Origin of the sequence: Zwartia sp. (genome assembly GCF_049655405.1) — a bacterium.
Taxonomy (GTDB): Bacteria; Pseudomonadota; Gammaproteobacteria; order Burkholderiales; family Burkholderiaceae_B; genus Zwartia.
The window spans coordinates 226,812-242,489 of sequence record NZ_JBASJR010000008.1; the positions used below are offsets into that span (position 1 = coordinate 226,812).

The 15,678-nt window shown below is 45.7% G+C and carries 17 protein-coding genes; 11 read left to right on the forward strand and 6 right to left on the reverse strand.

What is annotated here, in order from left to right; genetic code table 11:
* Positions 1-21: 21 nt before the first annotated feature.
* The 6 genes from WBJ47_RS05030 to WBJ47_RS05055 form a co-directional block, all read right to left on the reverse strand.
* Complete coding sequence (locus tag WBJ47_RS05030; protein WP_422245944.1) at positions 22-750, reverse strand: FkbM family methyltransferase; 729 nt, start codon at positions 748-750, stop codon at positions 22-24.
* Positions 751-819: 69 nt separating this feature from the next.
* Positions 820-1,740 carry a transketolase family protein gene (locus WBJ47_RS05035; RefSeq protein ID WP_422245942.1) on the reverse strand — a complete coding sequence of 307 codons (921 nt, stop codon included), beginning with the start codon at positions 1,738-1,740 and terminating at the stop codon, positions 820-822.
* Position 1,741: 1 nt separating this feature from the next.
* On the reverse strand, positions 1,742-2,554 hold the full coding sequence (locus WBJ47_RS05040; protein WP_422245940.1) for a transketolase: 813 nt from the start codon (positions 2,552-2,554) through the stop codon (positions 1,742-1,744).
* 5 nt (positions 2,555-2,559) lie between these two features.
* Positions 2,560-3,594, reverse strand: a complete 1,035-nt coding sequence (locus WBJ47_RS05045; RefSeq protein WP_422245938.1) for an NAD-dependent epimerase/dehydratase family protein — start codon at positions 3,592-3,594, stop codon at positions 2,560-2,562.
* A gap of 43 nt (positions 3,595-3,637) precedes the next feature.
* Entirely contained in the window at positions 3,638-4,534 is an 897-nt protein-coding gene (locus WBJ47_RS05050; protein ID WP_422245936.1) for an aminoglycoside phosphotransferase family protein, read from the reverse strand.
* A complete protein-coding gene (locus WBJ47_RS05055; protein WP_422245934.1) occupies positions 4,524-5,477 on the reverse strand; it encodes a sulfotransferase family protein in 954 nt (317 codons plus the stop codon). Before WBJ47_RS05055 ends, WBJ47_RS05050 begins: the two co-directional genes overlap by 11 nt.
* Positions 5,478-5,766: 289 nt before the next feature.
* On the opposite strand from WBJ47_RS05055, the gene WBJ47_RS05060 reads away from it, so the two are divergent.
* The 11 genes from WBJ47_RS05060 to WBJ47_RS05110 all read left to right on the forward strand — a co-directional run bounded on the left by WBJ47_RS05060 (position 5,767) and on the right by WBJ47_RS05110 (position 15,656).
* Positions 5,767-6,462: a WbqC family protein gene (locus WBJ47_RS05060; RefSeq protein ID WP_422245932.1), complete on the forward strand. Its 696-nt coding sequence runs from the start codon at positions 5,767-5,769 to the stop codon at positions 6,460-6,462.
* On the forward strand, positions 6,459-7,394 hold the full coding sequence (locus WBJ47_RS05065) for a glycosyltransferase family 2 protein (RefSeq protein WP_422245930.1): 936 nt from the start codon (positions 6,459-6,461) through the stop codon (positions 7,392-7,394). The genes WBJ47_RS05060 and WBJ47_RS05065 overlap by 4 nt, the downstream gene beginning before the upstream one ends.
* 14 nt (positions 7,395-7,408) lie before the next feature.
* Positions 7,409-8,221, forward strand: coding sequence for a phytanoyl-CoA dioxygenase family protein (locus WBJ47_RS05070; protein WP_422245928.1), 813 nt, complete (start codon positions 7,409-7,411; stop codon positions 8,219-8,221).
* A 60-nt stretch (positions 8,222-8,281) separates the two neighbouring features.
* The gene (locus WBJ47_RS05075; RefSeq protein WP_422245927.1) at positions 8,282-9,298 is read left to right on the forward strand and encodes a class I SAM-dependent methyltransferase; all 1,017 of its coding nucleotides are present in this window, start codon (positions 8,282-8,284) and stop codon (positions 9,296-9,298) included.
* A gap of 40 nt (positions 9,299-9,338) precedes the next feature.
* Positions 9,339-9,974: a class I SAM-dependent methyltransferase gene (locus tag WBJ47_RS05080; protein ID WP_424585249.1), complete on the forward strand. Its 636-nt coding sequence runs from the start codon at positions 9,339-9,341 to the stop codon at positions 9,972-9,974.
* Positions 9,971-10,636: an acetyltransferase gene (locus WBJ47_RS05085; protein WP_422245924.1), complete on the forward strand. Its 666-nt coding sequence runs from the start codon at positions 9,971-9,973 to the stop codon at positions 10,634-10,636. Before WBJ47_RS05080 ends, WBJ47_RS05085 begins: the two co-directional genes overlap by 4 nt.
* Positions 10,633-11,553, forward strand: a complete 921-nt coding sequence (locus WBJ47_RS05090; RefSeq protein WP_422245922.1) for a hypothetical protein — start codon at positions 10,633-10,635, stop codon at positions 11,551-11,553. The genes WBJ47_RS05085 and WBJ47_RS05090 overlap by 4 nt, the downstream gene beginning before the upstream one ends.
* The gene (locus WBJ47_RS05095; RefSeq protein WP_422245920.1) at positions 11,550-11,981 is read left to right on the forward strand and encodes a GtrA family protein; all 432 of its coding nucleotides are present in this window, start codon (positions 11,550-11,552) and stop codon (positions 11,979-11,981) included. Before WBJ47_RS05090 ends, WBJ47_RS05095 begins: the two co-directional genes overlap by 4 nt.
* Positions 11,978-12,850, forward strand: coding sequence for a class I SAM-dependent methyltransferase (locus tag WBJ47_RS05100; protein ID WP_422245918.1), 873 nt, complete (start codon positions 11,978-11,980; stop codon positions 12,848-12,850). The genes WBJ47_RS05095 and WBJ47_RS05100 overlap by 4 nt, the downstream gene beginning before the upstream one ends.
* 15 nt (positions 12,851-12,865) lie before the next feature.
* Complete coding sequence (rffA, locus tag WBJ47_RS05105) at positions 12,866-14,011, forward strand: dTDP-4-amino-4,6-dideoxygalactose transaminase (protein ID WP_422245916.1); 1,146 nt, start codon at positions 12,866-12,868, stop codon at positions 14,009-14,011.
* Between the two features lie 61 nt (positions 14,012-14,072).
* Positions 14,073-15,656 (forward strand): hypothetical protein, encoded by a 1,584-nt coding sequence (locus WBJ47_RS05110; RefSeq protein ID WP_422245914.1) that lies wholly within the window; start codon positions 14,073-14,075, stop codon positions 15,654-15,656.
* Positions 15,657-15,678 lie beyond the last annotated feature (22 nt).

Below are 15,678 nucleotides of genomic sequence, written 5' to 3' on the forward strand. Positions count from 1 at the left end.
CAAGGAAAGGGATTACAGAAGTTATTTCAACAGAAAGATATGGTCGTGGTGGCTGATTTTTTCTTTGTGAATATATCCGTATTGACTTAGGTATGCGGTCAATACCTCTGGACTTCTAGTCTCAATGCACATGAGTTTAAACTTGTACGTATCGTGATCAACGCCTTTTAGAACTTCGATTTCTACGCCCTCAACATCCAATGAGAGAAAATCAATTAATTTTGGCGCGTCTGCTTCGATCAATAATGCGTTTAAAGGCCTGGCGATAGCCCCGTATCTGAATACCCTCTCAGTATCTGCTGCTAAATAACGTGAACCACTTAAAGCGTGCTTAACGGGATCGATAACGTCCGACTCCAGCCCAACTGCGGCAGTCATATAGTGCGCGTAAATCATTTCTACGAATTTTTCAGGGTAATCAAAGGACGTACACGCATTGCAAAAAAATGAGTTTCGGTCCGATCGATTTGCCAGGCACTGCAGAAAGTTGTTCGGTGAAGGTTCGATCAGTATTCCTGACCAGTTTTTATGCAACTCAAAAAACAAGGTATTAGAAAATCCGATCCCATCGGCAGCGCCAAGCTCAACATAATAGCCGTTGCGGTAATTAAGATATTTTTCGATGATTGCATCTATTTGTTCTGCGCCGTGATATTTTTTAACTCGCAGTTTTGTATCTCTGAGTAACTTCCAAAGCATCGGTGGGGTGAGCCCCTTGATGATGGATCTCATTGTGTACTTATCAGACATCGCCATACCCCTATCAACTTGATCGCTCTCATCACTTGATTCATATATTGATTAAATATGATTCTGTACTTACTTCTCGTCGCTACGGTCGTCAGTGAGGTGTAGCTTCGCCACCGTTCGCAAATAATCTTGACTGCCGGACATACCAAAAAATTTGTTCGGGATACCGATGCGCCGTACTCGCGGCATTCGTTCGATACCGCGTTCACTATAAAGATCACCTAACACTTCCATAATCGAACTGCCAAAGCCGCCGTTCAACTGGTGTTCTTCTACCGTAACAATCTCTTCGAATTGTTCCGTCAGATTAATTAAAGTCTGACGATCATAGTGACCGATAAAAGGGACACTAAAAACCGCATAATTTAGGGCGTGCCGCTCTATATCTTTCATCACCACACTTAACATCGCTCCGGTTGAGAGTACTGCCGTCGACGATCCCGTGCGAATTGGTAAAAATTTTCCAGGCGCTATTGTTAGCTGAGCTGAAGGGTCGTGAATACATGACTCACCTGACTTGTTAATACGCACATAACCTGGTCCAGCACACCCAGCCATGAATCTGGCTGCAGCCGCGGCCTCAACCGGATCCGCAGGCGCACAAACAAGCATATTAGGAATAGCGCGCAGCATTGCGATGTCTTCTGTTGTATGGTGAGACACGCCTTGCGGTCCGTAGGCATAACCCGCACCTACAGCAACAATTTTGACGTTCGCTTGATGGTAACAAACGTCGTAACGTATTTGCTCCATACAGCGCAGGGTGGGAAAGTTACCGATCGAATAGGTAAAAACATTGTAGCCTTCCCTCGCAAGCCCGACTGCCACCTGGGTCATATTCTGTTCGGCGATGCCTACGTTTAAAAATCGCTCTGGAAATTTAGCGGCAAAAGGCTCCAGAACTGAGTAGCCAAGATCGCCACAGAGCAAAAATATGTCCTTGTTATTTTCTGCAAGTGCAGTCAAGGTATTGATAAATGTGTTTCGCATGTTATGAGGCTTCTATTTCAAGGTAGGCGGCTTGAAAATCAATGTCGTTCGGCGACTTGTAGTGCCACGCCAGTTTGTTCTCCATAAAACTTACGCCTTTTCCCTTGATCGTATGTGCGATTAGACATTTAGGCTTACCCGACCGGTTAGCTTTAGCCTGGCTCAGCGTCGACACTAACTGCTCAAGGCAATGGCCATCTACTTCTGTGACATCCCAGTTGAACGCTTTAAATTTATCGGCGAGTGGTTCGAGGCCCATCACTTCTTGAACAGACCCAAAACTTTGAATCTTGTTGTAATCGATGATAGCGATCAAATTATCTAAGTGATGATGGGCTGCAAACATGATCGCCTCCCAATTAGAACCCTCGTCTAATTCACCATCGCTTAAAACTGCAAAGATGCTTTGAGGTTGCTGCCTTCGCTTTGCCGCAAGTGACACACCGCATGCAACGCCTAGAGCATGCCCAAGGCTTCCTGTTGACAGTTCAACTCCTGGCAATTGATGATTTATATGCGAGGTAAAGTAGCTTCCATCCGCAGTGAAGCCCTCGGATAGCGCATTAGGCTCAAAAAAACCCTTTAAATCTAACGCTGCATATAAGGCAGTGCAAGCATGACCCTTGCTGTAGAACAAGCGATCTCGTGAAGGATCCTTGATCCTGGCTGGCGAAATATCCAAAACTTTACCGTATAAAACTGCGAGGATATCGGCGACGGACAGCGCCCCCCCCACGTGCGATGTTTTTTTTTGAAAACACAGCGTGACAATTTTTAAACGAATTTTCTTTGCAAGTGTTGCAACATCAATCATGTTTCTCACCTGTGATGATCACGGAACCAATCGAGCGTCCGAGACAGCGCGTCTCTTAAGTCGACCCTAATATCCAGCGCTAGCTCATCTCGTGCTCTCGAAATATCAGGTATGTAGCGCTCAGGTGGCTGACCCGGTAAGGGCTTACCCTTAATTTGGATGATTGGCGTCACTATACCTGCAACCTCTGCTGTCAACTTGGCAAGTTCATAAATAGAAATCGCGTCACTTGAGCCGACGTTATATGCGCGGCCCGTCTCACCTTGCACGAGGATTCGCAACAGCCAAACCGCCAGATCGGTACCGTACATATAGGATCTTAGGGCTGTACCATCCCCTTTGATCAGAAAAGGCTCTTGTTTTATTGCATGAAGTAGAAAATTTCCTGCAGCAAACTGCTTGTCGAGGGCAAGATGAGGCCCAATTTGAGCAAACACCCTCGCAGCTTTGCAGGCCATCGATCTGTCAGCTGAATAGGCCGTGCCCAACCATTCAGCCGCCAGTTTACCTATGCCATAAGCCGCACCAAGATCACTTACTCGGGGAGCACCAGAATAGTCCTCGACAACAAGATCAATCGTTGCTGGGATTGGGCCATAAATCGCTCCAGAACTTAAAAGCAAAACATGCTCAACCCTTTTTTCACGACAAAAATCAAGCAATCTCTTTGTACCTGAAACAATCACATCGAAGGTCTCTAACGCAGGATTGGTCGCGATCACATCTGTTGCCGCATGTATGACGTGCGTAAAGGCGCCCTGCGGAAATTGAAAGGTTCTGATGTCACCTTCGATAAAGTTGACGACCAACCTGTCACTGAGATGAGGGTAATTGCTTCGAAACTGGTCAGGTGCTCGACTCAAGACAGTCAACTTCAACTCTAATTTCAAAACGGTATTTGCGTAGCAAAGCGCTTCAAGCAACCAACGTCCGATATACCCCGTACCCCCAGTAAGAAATATATGCGAACGTCTGAGCGCAAGTAAATCTGGCGTGGCTTGCTCGGTAATTTGCTTTAGATCGTATTCAAAAATACGCATCACTTGGGGCAGCCTTGTATACGCAAGAATATCGACACGCGAATCATTTCAGCTCAAGTATTTCGGTAATACGTTGATCAAAACTTAATTGTCTGTTCATCTGCGGATCCATTCGGAGAGACAGCTCGCTTTTTAAAACCACGATAAGCACCAAAATAGCCAATTCGATTTCTTTGCCTAAAGAGGTTTTACCTAAAACATCTTGTGCGTAATATTTTCTGTTACGCAAAAAAGTCAGCCAGTACAGATAGTCATATCCTTCCACACCCCAAAAGGCATCTTCCCAGTCGATCACTACGGGCTTTGAATCAGTTTGGCACATAATATTTTCAGGGCCGAGGTCACCATGGCAAAGCGCAACGGGCAAGCCATCAATATGCTCTGAAAGAATCGAAAAATTTTTTTCAACAGCTGCGTGTATCGCCGGACTGATTGCCTGATTCGCGTAGAGTCGAGCGAGTGAAGCAACGCCTTCGGCAAAGAGCGTTGACATGGTGTCTTTAGTCGCAATAACGTCCGGCGTGGCATTACATTTGAATTGCGCCGTATATTGTGCCGTTAAGCTTATGATTTGACTCGGCTCCAACTCATGTTGAGGATATTTAAATTCATCCATCAATAACGCCACCCTAACCAGCTGATCGCTTGTCAACTCTAGCCTACTCATTTCACTTTCGCCTACGTACAGAACGCGCAGTAGTCTTATTTCTTTTTCAATATTTTGGCGGCCCACTGCGCTAAAGTGCGTTTTTAATACCTTGGGTCGCCCATCTATTTGTAGGGAATAGCTCAACCCTAACGTGCCCCCGTTTATTCGCCTAATGCTCGAAGCAAATATGTTGTGCTCTTGCAATAGCAAACTGAGTTGACTCTCGTCTAAATGAGTATCTAACCGCTGCTCTCGCCGATCGTAAGCAAAGTGTCTAAGCTTACTCAGCACGATAGTATTGTTTTAAATAGTCAACTTGATCATATTTAAAGTGTCTTGCTAAAGCGGTCGTACCCGCAACGATTTGGGATTTTTCATTATCACTCAGTTCATTGATAACGCTTTCGTTGTAGGCCTTAGTACTTTTAAGAACGGTGCCCCAGGGCGCAATGCTATCTTTTATTTCAACGCCATTCCAACTTGGATACAGCATAGTGGGCGCATACTGCACGCCGATAAAATTCGCCACATTTTTCATGAACTGTTCTTTGTCTTCTACCAGATCCTCGTATCTAAAAATACGCACGTTATCCGGAAATTGCTTGGCATACATCTCGACTGTTGAATGATAGATATTCCAGGTGATGAGATATTTGCTTAAGGGCTGGGGAAACGGGCGTCGCTTTGTATCGCGATACGCAGAGAACGGGTTACGAACAATATGCATGATTTTTGCATTCGGAAAATCACGAATGATGCGATCTGCGTCAATACCAATAGCCGGCGAATACCCCACATAAGACATCCCGTCTTGAGGGGTCATATAGTAATTTCGCCACGCAGCAAAGGTTGCACGAAAAAACGCTTCGATCACTGCTCTGCGTAAATATGGCCCAGAGCCCAACAAACGCTTGAATTCGCTCAGCCTGTCGGCTTCGTCAAATTGCAGATCTGCATCCTTAAATTTCGAGCCCGTTTTTTTTCTCAGAAAAGTTTTCATCTCTTCATCGATCATTTGCTCGTATAGCTCTTCGGCAGTCAATCCCTCGGGGAACTCTGGGTAGCGATACTGAACGCGCTCGACAGAAGCCAGAAAATCGTTGAAATTACGATTTCCTAACTGTGATTCAAACGGGTATACCAACAATTGTGGGTGGCCATCAAGATGCCGGTGCGTCACGTTGCCACCATGTTCAAAGCCGGCAGAAACCATCACAAAGTTAAAGTTTGACATATACGCAAATTCCGAAGGACAATTTAGGGTCGGTTGGGAGTGTATTGTAGGGGGGTTTACACCTTTTCAAGTACTTTGGAATGTTTTTTCGAATCCCATTTGATTGCGCTGAGTCACGAACGTAATATGAACTTTCGTCAAACACACGTTTTCTTTACTAGAAAAATTCAAGTTCAAGCGGCTGCAACTGACGTAAACCAGCGCTGTTGTCCGCACTCTATAAACTCAAAGCATCGCTTAATTTTGGCTGAAAAATGACAGAGAACTCATACTGCCTTAGATAAAAAAAATGAAAAAAATTGCCATTTCTCAGTCTAATTATATCCCTTGGAAAGGTTACTTCGACCTGATTGCGGCCGTGGATGAGTTCATTCTGTTCGACGACATGCAATACACGCGCCGTGACTGGCGCAATCGAAACCAAATCAAAACACCTCAAGGCGTGCAGTGGCTTACGGTTCCTGTGCAAGTCAAAGGTAAATATGACCAGAAGATCAAAGATACATTGATCGATGGGACTGCCTGGGCCACAGCGCATTGGAAAGCCTTGGTGCAGAATTATCGCCGTGCGCCTCATTTTGATGAAGTGGCGATATGGTTGGAACCGCTCTACGTTGCGGATTCTTACACTCATATCTCACAATTGAATCGCCGCCTCATTGAGGTGGTCTGTCATTACCTGTGTATCAAGACAGTCATTTCTAATTCATGGGACTACACGCTGCTTGCCGGTAAGACCGAGCGTTTAGCCGATCTTTGTAAGCAGGCTGGCGGTGCGGAATACATCTCAGGCCCTGCAGCCAAGGACTACATTGAAGAGCGTACATTCACAGAGTACGGTATCAAGCTGACCTGGTTTGATTACACGGGCTACCCTGAATACCCCCAGCCCTGGGGCGATTTCACCCACGGAGTGACCATTCTCGATTTGTTGTTCAACTGCGGTAAAGATGCGCACCGCTATATGAGGAATGTCAGGCCATGAAGCTATCCATCGTTGCAACGCTTTACCAGTCGGCGACTTATGTGGCCCAATTTCACGAACGCGCTAGCATTGCAGCCCAGCAGTTGGTCGGAGATGATTACGAAATTATCTTAGTCAACGACGGCTCACCCGATAATAGCCTTGATATTGCGGTGCAGTTGACCGAGCACGACCCCCATGTCGCGGTGGTTGACTTGTCGCGGAACTTTGGCCATCACAAAGCCATGATGACCGGCTTGGCTCACGCCACTGGAGAGCGAGTATTTCTAATCGACAGCGATTTGGAAGAAGAGCCCGAGTGGTTGAATGTTTTTTCAGCAAAAATGGTCAGCGAGAATTGCGACGTGGTGTTTGGCGTTCAGATGCAGCGCAAGGGCGGTTTTTTTGAGCAATTGACAGGCAGATTTTTTTACCGCATGTTTCGTATGATGACGGGCATTGCACAGCCCAACAATATTGTTACCGCTAGGTTGATGTCCAAGAGCTATGTCGATTCCCTACTCCAGCACCAAGAGCGCGAGTTGAATATTGGCGGCTTGTGGATCATTACCGGCTATAAGCAATGCCAACAAATAGTGCTAAAGCATGCCACTAGCCCGACCACTTACTCGTTATCACGCAAATTCAGTCACCTTGTGAATGCGGTCACGTCGTTCAGTAGTTCGCCGTTGGTATTTACGTTTTACTCTGGGTTGGCTATCTCGCTCTCCGCCTTAAGTTACATCATGCATCTGACCTTTAGGTATTTGTTTATAGCATCACCTCCAGATGGGTATACATCCATCATTGCATCAATCTGGCTCTTTTCTGGGTTGATCATTTTCTTCGTCGGTATACAAGGCATTTATATTGCCAAGATTTTCTCTGAGGTCAAGCAGCGCCCATACACCATCGTTCGCCACGTATATAAACGTGTGCCAAAACCAACTTAAATAAAGCGACCATCGTGACTACCATTCCAACAGCGTCCTACGGTATTCTCCAGCAGCACCGGTGCGACTTCGCGCTTGATGAAGCCGCTGAGCAGGTCAAAAATCTGGGTTATGCCGTTCTCGACGCAGGCTACACGGCAGATGAACTTCGAGGCATTTCAGAGGAGTTCAACCGCACTCGGGCCAGTTATGTTGAAACACATGGCGAATCCAGACTCAAGAGTCTTAATGAGTTTCACACCATTCGCTCACCGCTGACACATGGCGGCGCAGCATTTTTAAATCTTGCGCTGAATGAAAATTTGCTGTCGATACTGAAAAAGTTGATTGCTGGAAGATTTATTTTGAATCAACAAAACGGCATTATTAACCCACCGCAGGAAGACTATAACCAAGGTGTCTGGCACCGCGACCTGCCATACCAGCATTTTGTATCTTCGCAACCGCTAGCCATCAATGCCTTGTTTTGCGTAGACGATTTCACGTTTGAAAACGGGGCCACCTTTGTGCTGCCCGCATCTCATAAGGCGGAGGCTTTTCCATCGGCCAACTATGTCCAAAGAAGTGCGGTTCAGGTTGCCGCAAAAGCGGGCTCGTTTATCCTGCTTGACTGTATGGTCTTTCATACAGGCGGGTTTAACGCCACGACTAAAGCACGCCGCGCAATCAATCATCTTTACAACATTCCATTTTTTAAGCAACAGATTAATATTCCAATGAATATAAACATCACAAAACTCTCGGATGAGGCAAAGAATATTCTTGGCTTCAACTATATCGAGCATAATTCCGTTGCACAATACTTATCAACACGCTTGGGCAAGTAAGATTCAAATGAAATAGTAAGTCCATATCATTTTTACACCACCCTTGAAGAGTAACTGCAAATGTTGAAAACTCCATATTGTTGCCCTCTAACAAAAGAAAAATTATTTATTGAAGGCACTGAATTAATAAATTCACAAGGCGCACATTATTCCTTTCTTAATGCGCAAACTGCCAACCCAATTCCGGTTTTTATTGATGGAAAATTATTATCTGGTGGCGATCAAATTTCTCAAATAATGTATAAAAAAGATGATGCCGAGTCTTTTTATGAAAATTTTTTAATTTGGCTTTTTGCTACATTTCAAGAAGATGAAACTACCTTCAGAAATTCATTGATAAAAAAATTAAATTTAAAGCAAGGTGATCGTGTACTCGTAACAGGGTGTGGTTTAGGGGATGATCTAAAATGTATTATTCCAATAATTGGGCGAACAGGCGAGATATTTGCGCAGGATATCTCTGACTTAATGATTGCAGCAACGGCTCGAAGACTAGCTAGCAAGGAGGTCGATTCGTTCAATACTGAAAATCTATATCTTTGCGTTTCAAATGCCTCTATGCTCCCATACTCGGATGCGTATTTTGATGCCGTATATCATTTTGGAGGAATAAATTTATTTTCTGATATGAAGTCTGCAATACATGAAATGACTCGGGTTGTTAAGGTAGGTGGAAAAGTATTGTTCGGCGATGAAGGCGTCGCTCCGTGGCTTAAAGAAAGTGAATATGGAAAGGCAGCTATTTGCAACAACAAGCTTTGGGCGTTGGAAGCGCCCCTTGCATTACTGCCTGAAAATGCATCGAACGTGAATTTGACTTGGGTGCTTGGAAATTGTTTTTATGTTGTGGATTTTGAAGTATCTTCGTCAAGTCCACGTATGGATATGGACATACCGCATAAAGGAGCTCGTGGTGGCACGATGCGTAAGCGCTATTTTGGTCAGTTAGAAGGCATAGACCCTAGGCTGAAAAGTGAAGTGGCGCTCGCAGCATCAAAGTCAGGAGAGAGTGTCAGCGCATGGATAGAGAAGGTTGTTTCGAAAGCACTATTAAATAGTAAGATTTATAAAGAATAATTTTTATTCGACAGAATATGAATCGATGGCAGCAAAATATATGCAAAATAATAAGATAGAACTATTAACTGAGGTTGCCGAATATTACACCGCAAAGTTGGCTGAGCATGGCGAAACGGCGCGTGGCGTGGATTGGAATGGCGAAGAAAGCCAAACAACGCGTTTTGCGCAGCTTTGCAAAATCATTGAAGCACCCGATCATTTTTCCATCAACGACCTGGGTTGCGGCTACGGCGCGCTGTATGACTATTTAGCCAAAGACCATGCGCATTTTTCGTATACTGGTGTGGATGTGTCGAACGGCATGGTGCAAGCCGCTACCCAGCGCTACCAAGACAACCCGCGGGCGCGGTTTATTCTGGCTAGCGAGCCGGACCAAGTGGCTGACTATGGTGTAGCCAGTGGCATTTTGAATGTGCGCATGGATCGTTCAGACGCGGAGTGGTGGGGCTATTTGAAAGACACCCTGGACATCCTAGATCGCACCAGTCGCCTTGGGTTTGCGTTTAACTGCCTGACTTCTTATTCCGATGCGGACAAGATGCGCGACTACTTGTATTACGCAGACCCCTGTCTTCTTTTTGACTTCTGTAAACGCCGCTACTCAAGCAATGTGACGCTGTTGCATGACTATAAGCTTTATGAGTTTACAATTCTAGTGAGGAAGTCCATATGAAAAAGCGCTTGGTTATATTCGGTTCGGGTTCCATCGCCCAACTTGCGCACTACTATTTCAGTACCGACTCAGCGTACGAGGTTGTCGCATTCACGGTGGATGCTGCCTATTTGAAAGAAACCAGTTTTTGCGGGCTGCCTGTGGTTGCTTTTGAAGAAGTGACCACGCATTACCCGATTGACCAAGTCAACTTTTTTGTTGCAATCAGCTACGCCAAGCTCAACGCGGTGCGCAAAGACAAGTATTTGGCAGGCAAAGCTTTGGGTTACCGCGTCGCCAGCTACGTCAGTTCTCACGCCACGGTGCTGAATGAGGGTCGAATCGGTGAGAACTGTTTCATTCTTGAAGACAACACCGTCCAGCCCTTTGTCACGATAGGCAACAACGTGACCTTGTGGAGCGGCAACCATATCGGCCATCATTCGACGATCGGGGATCATGTGTTTATTGCCTCGCACGTGGTTGTTTCAGGCAACGTGGACATTGGCGAACAGTGTTTTATTGGCGTCAACGCGACGCTGCGCGACCACATCAATATTGGCGCGAAATGCGTGATTGGCGCGGGTGCTTTGCTATTGGCAGATGTCCTGCCCGAAGGGGCTTACATCGGCAATGCGACTGAACGCTCCAGAGTGCCCAGCACCCGGTTGCGAGGAATATGAGCTCGACATGGCAAAAGCAGGGCCTGCTCTATTGTCCCGCTGACACTGGCCGGCACCCCAAGCTTTTGTCACATGCGGCCAACCCCTTGCCAATTTTGCTGGCAGACGACGTTTACCGCGTCTTCTACAGTGGCAGGGATGCCAATAATCGTTCGTCAGTAGGCGCAGTTGATATTGATATTGTGACCCGCCAGATAGTTCGCGAGCACAGTCAGCCTTTTTTCGAACACGGGCCTGAGGGCAGTTTTTATGCGGATGGGGTAAGCATTGGCAACTGCTACGAATCCAATGGCATACGCCACATGCTCTTCATGGGCTGGCAAAGCCCCAAAGACAAACAGTGGCGAGGTGACATTGGGCGGCTGGTTGTGAAGCCTGACATGACGCTGGAGCTCGCCAGTGAGGCGCCATTCATGGGGTCTGATAGCACCGACCCCTTGAGCTTGTCTTATCCGTGGGTGTTGAAAAATGAAACTGGTTGCTATAGCATGTGGTACACCTCTGTAACGCATTGGGATGCGGGTAATGGCGAAATGTTAGCACCAATCAAATTCGCCTCATCAGTTGATGGAGAGAACTGGGTACGTAAGGGTTTGGCTATTTCTTTTGAGCTTGGCAGAGCGCAAGCTTTTTCAAGACCTACTGTTGTTGGTAATGCGCACAACGGTTACGAGATGTGGTTTTCATACCGCGGCGGTGGTGGTGAAAAGTACAAAATTGGGTACGCGGTGAGTAAAGATGGGCTGGCATGGACCTTGGCACTAGAAGATACGGGTATTGCGGTGTCAGTGGACGGTTGGGATGCCGACATGATTGAGTACCCCTTCGTTTTTGACCATAAAGGCCAGCGCTTCATGCTGTACAACGGCAACGGTTATGGTAAGACGGGTTTCGGTCTGGCGGTTCTTGGCACATGAGTAATTTACCTGTGTCAGAGAAATCCAAAGGCTCAATTGAACAGTTACTCCGTTATGCATTAGTAGGTATTGTGAGCAACTCGGCTTGGTATCAGATTTATTTGCTGGTCACCCATGTTGGGGCGACGCCTAAAATAACCATAACCCTTCTGTACGGTATGGGCGCCACAAGTGGGTATGTTGGGAACCGAAACTTTACTTTTTCGCACACAGGAAGCTTGCTTGGTTCATGCATTCGTTATTTTATAGCTCACTTTTTTGGATATTTTATTAACATCCTTATTCTAGTTGTTTTCGTTGATCACTTTATGTATCCGCACCAATGGGTTCAGGCTGTAGCAATCTTTTTTGTGGCTGGCGTTCCCATCATTGCATTTAAGTTTTTCGTTTTTTCGAATCTGAATGCATTAAACGTAGAAAGATTATGAAACGTTGTCTTTCTTGCGATGCGCGCTATTCATCTTCAATCCAAAACTGTGCGAGCTGTGGTTTCGCCCCCATCCTTGTTGATGGTTTTGATTCCTATGCCCCTAACTTGGCTCTAGAAGGTGGTGGATTCAAGTCAACTTATTTTTCGGAACTTGCTCGGTTGGAGGAGGCTAATTTTTGGTTCCGATCCAGAAATAAGTTGCTCATGTGGGCACTTGAAAAATATTGCCCCAATTTTCAATCCTTGCTTGAAATTGGCTGCGGTACCGGTTATGTTTTGTCCGGCATATCAAATAAATTTCCACTTTCAAGCTTATTTGGCAGCGAAATATTCATAGCCGGCCTAGGTTTTGCTGCCGCACGCTTGCCCTCCGTCAAGTTGATGCAAATGGATGCCAGATGCATTCCTTTTGAAAACGAATTTGACGTGATTGGCGCATTCGACGTTTTAGAGCACATTAAGGAAGATGAAGAAGTCCTCGCCCAGATGCGTAGGGCTCTAAAACTAGAGGGATTGATGTTGCTTACTGTTCCCCAACATGCATGGCTGTGGAGCCGCGCAGATGAGTATGCGTGCCATGAGCGACGCTATGCCGCGCAGGATCTCCACCAAAAAATAGAAGCAGCAGGATTTCGCGTGATCAGAAGCACGTCTTTTGTAACAACACTTCTTCCTGCCATGATGATTTCTAGATTTCTTCAGAAGAAAGTATCTAATGAAAAGTTTGATGCCACAGCAGAACTAAAAATATCACCGTGGCTAAACTCATTATTTTCCCAAATGCTTGGTGCCGAACTGGCACTTATTAAGCGAGGGTTTAATCTTCCATTAGGAGGATCGAGACTTGTTATTGCTAGGAAGATTTGAAAAGGTAATAAGAATATGAAAGAACAACGTATCCCATTTAACTGGCCACATATGACGGGCAAGGAGCTGTACTACATCGCCGAGGCCCACTCTAATGGTCACTTGTCTGGCGATGGTCCGTTTACCAAGCGCTGCCACGAATGGCTCGAAGCGCACTCTGGGTGCGCCAGAGCACTTCTCACTCACTCGTGTACTGCTGCTCTTGAGATGACAGCCCTTCTTCTGGATATCAAGCAGGGTGATGAGGTAATCATGCCCTCTTATACTTTTGTGTCAACAGCAAACGCATTCGTTCTGCGCGGAGCAGTACCGGTATTTGTTGACATACGAGAAGACACGCTAAATCTTGATGAAGAAAAAATTGAAGATGCGATAACACCAAGAACCAAGGCAATTGTCGCCGTTCATTACGCGGGTGTTGCCTGCAATATGGATCGGTTAATGAGTATTGCCCGTAAGCACGGCCTTAAGGTTGTTGAGGACGCAGCCCAGGGGATGATGGCGAGCTATCGAGGCAAACCCCTTGGCTCCATTGGGGACCTCGGCACACTAAGCTTTCACGAAACAAAAAACGTAATCTCTGGTGAGGGTGGTGCACTTATTGTTAACGACAAAAACTTAGCACAGCGGGCTGAGATTATTCGAGAAAAAGGTACCGACCGGGCCCGATTTTTCCGGAGTGAGGTTGATAAGTACACTTGGCAGGACATCGGATCGTCGTTTCTACCGGGTGAGTTGATTGCGGCCTTTTTATGGGCACAACTCGAAGATGCCCAACGAATCACAGACCAAAGGATAGCAAGCTGGCAGCGGTATCATCAACTGCTCGAGCCCCTCGAAGCGGCGGGCCTTTTGCGTCGACCCATTGTGCCTAGTGACTGCATTCACAACGGCCACCTTTACTATGTGCTCTTGCCTTCTGCGCACCAAAGAGAAGCCTTACTAAAGGACTTTAAAATGCAATCTATCAGTGCTGTTTTCCATTACGTCCCGTTACATTCGTCCCCAGCTGGAGTTCGCTACGGAAGAACGCACGGAAGTCTCGACATAACAGACTTACAGTCCGAGCGACTCGTGAGGCTACCTCTCTTTGTCGGCCTAACTGAAGATCAGCAAAGCCACGTTGTTAGCCGCTTAGCAATGAGTGCTAAAACGGCTTAGGCGACCCCACGAACTACCTTTGCGCATCTGAGATAAATTATGCCCCGAGGCGGAGAAAGCTTTGAACCATAAACCCTATCGGCGTTATAGCTTCGCGGCGATTTTAGTTATTTTTTTCTCCGGCATTTTTTCACTTTGGCAGGGGATTTACTCTGTTGACCCTCACCACTGGGGGCTCATGCTAAGCAACACTAAAGACCTGCTTGATGGTCTTGCCCCCTATCGCGATGTTGCAATCGGCTACGGGATTCTCACTCCACTCATTCAGGGCGCACTATTTGAATTAACGTCACAAAGCCTGATTTCGATACAAGTCGTTACGGTCGCTTGTTATGGGTTAGGTTTATGGATTTTATTTCGTTTGGCGGTCAGCCTAACGCAAGACCCAAGACTTTCTTTTTATGTTTTGTGTAGCTGTGTGTTGATACATCCCGTTGTTATTTATCCATGGCCAAACTACATTGCGTTTCCATTTTTGATTGGCGGAGTTTTCTATTTAGTTAAAGATAATCCAACAAAACTCGAAAGTTTCACTAGCGGTTTACTTTTTTCGTTAGCGATGTTGACTCGATCAGAATATGTCGCGGTAGCAATTTTTATTTTATTTGTAGCACCTGGAATTAATCTCTATGCAAACCACGCCACTTGGCGCACCAGCCTTTCACAATTCTTCTTTTCGATGGGTGGTTTGTTTCTTCCTTTGAGTATCTTTGGTATTTATTTGACCGCCAATGATTTAGCTGAATATTGGTTCGGATTATCTTGGACACTACCGTTTGTGGCAACGCCGAAGCTATTTGCGCACATGAATGGGATAAGTATATTTGATAGCTTCATTAGAATAGCTATCTGGGGATTTTCTCAACTAAATTTAAGACTAATCGTTATTTATTTGATGATACTAGTCAACGTAATCTACTGCTTGGTACTTCTCTTTCGACGTTCTAGCCTCTCCAAGCAAGCGGGTTTAGTAAAGACCTCGATCCTTTCACTGGTGTGTGTGGGCCAGATATTACATTTACCCGAAATATTCAGAGTCGCCACAGGCTCTATTATCGGCCTGATCATTGTTTATGTCTTACTTAAAAAAATAAAATTAGATCACGTCTTTTTTATTTTAACGAGTATCATTTTTATATTTGTCTTACCTCCAACAACAGTTGAATCTGGCAATTACTTCGTGCCCTCTAAAGAAACAATATCAAATGCGAAAATGGTGCGTGAGCCTGCTATCTTTAAATACCAACTTTGGCCCGAGCCTGTAACCGAGTACTACACCCAGTTATCAAACGACATGGCGTCGATCAAAAATCTAAATTGTGGTGTGAAATATCACTTCAATTACTCAATCGACGTGTTTCTTCACGTCATCAGTCCATTTAAAAAGTATCAAGTTTTGCCTTTTGACAATCCGCTCATGCACCCAGCGTATGAAATGATTCGCCCCGATATTCTTCCCATTGAAGAAAAGCAAAAAGACCTCGATGTCATGATTTTGCGCTTGTTCCCAAATGAAGAGGTCGAATCATTTGTTGCCCCGGCAGGTTACTTTATTTACAAGAAATATCTAACGCCTTCTATGACATTTATCCCCGTTGACCATACACTGATGTTGATGGTGCCAGAGACGTGTCTTGTTAAGTAGCTCAGGGGGCCATTACTATTGC

What these genes read in the sequence shown, in the direction of transcription:
- WBJ47_RS05080 (WP_424585249.1), top strand. Translation starts at nt 9,339, where the DNA reads ATGCAAAATAATAAGATAGAACTATTAACTGAGGTTGCCGAATATTAC.
- WBJ47_RS05060 (WP_422245932.1), top strand. Translation starts at nt 5,767, where the DNA reads ATGAAAAAAATTGCCATTTCTCAGTCTAATTATATCCCTTGGAAAGGT.
- WBJ47_RS05100 (WP_422245918.1), top strand. Translation starts at nt 11,978, where the DNA reads ATGAAACGTTGTCTTTCTTGCGATGCGCGCTATTCATCTTCAATCCAA.
- WBJ47_RS05095 (WP_422245920.1), top strand. Translation starts at nt 11,550, where the DNA reads ATGAGTAATTTACCTGTGTCAGAGAAATCCAAAGGCTCAATTGAACAG.
- WBJ47_RS05040 (WP_422245940.1), bottom strand. Translation starts at nt 2,554, where the DNA reads ATGATTGATGTTGCAACACTTGCAAAGAAAATTCGTTTAAAAATTGTC.
- WBJ47_RS05045 (WP_422245938.1), bottom strand. Translation starts at nt 3,594, where the DNA reads ATGCGTATTTTTGAATACGATCTAAAGCAAATTACCGAGCAAGCCACG.
- WBJ47_RS05085 (WP_422245924.1), top strand. Translation starts at nt 9,971, where the DNA reads ATGAAAAAGCGCTTGGTTATATTCGGTTCGGGTTCCATCGCCCAACTT.
- WBJ47_RS05065 (WP_422245930.1), top strand. Translation starts at nt 6,459, where the DNA reads ATGAAGCTATCCATCGTTGCAACGCTTTACCAGTCGGCGACTTATGTG.
- WBJ47_RS05090 (WP_422245922.1), top strand. Translation starts at nt 10,633, where the DNA reads ATGAGCTCGACATGGCAAAAGCAGGGCCTGCTCTATTGTCCCGCTGAC.
- WBJ47_RS05055 (WP_422245934.1), bottom strand. Translation starts at nt 5,477, where the DNA reads ATGTCAAACTTTAACTTTGTGATGGTTTCTGCCGGCTTTGAACATGGT.
- WBJ47_RS05035 (WP_422245942.1), bottom strand. Translation starts at nt 1,740, where the DNA reads ATGCGAAACACATTTATCAATACCTTGACTGCACTTGCAGAAAATAAC.
- WBJ47_RS05075 (WP_422245927.1), top strand. Translation starts at nt 8,282, where the DNA reads ATGTTGAAAACTCCATATTGTTGCCCTCTAACAAAAGAAAAATTATTT.
- rffA (WP_422245916.1), top strand. Translation starts at nt 12,866, where the DNA reads ATGAAAGAACAACGTATCCCATTTAACTGGCCACATATGACGGGCAAG.
- WBJ47_RS05030 (WP_422245944.1), bottom strand. Translation starts at nt 750, where the DNA reads ATGTCTGATAAGTACACAATGAGATCCATCATCAAGGGGCTCACCCCA.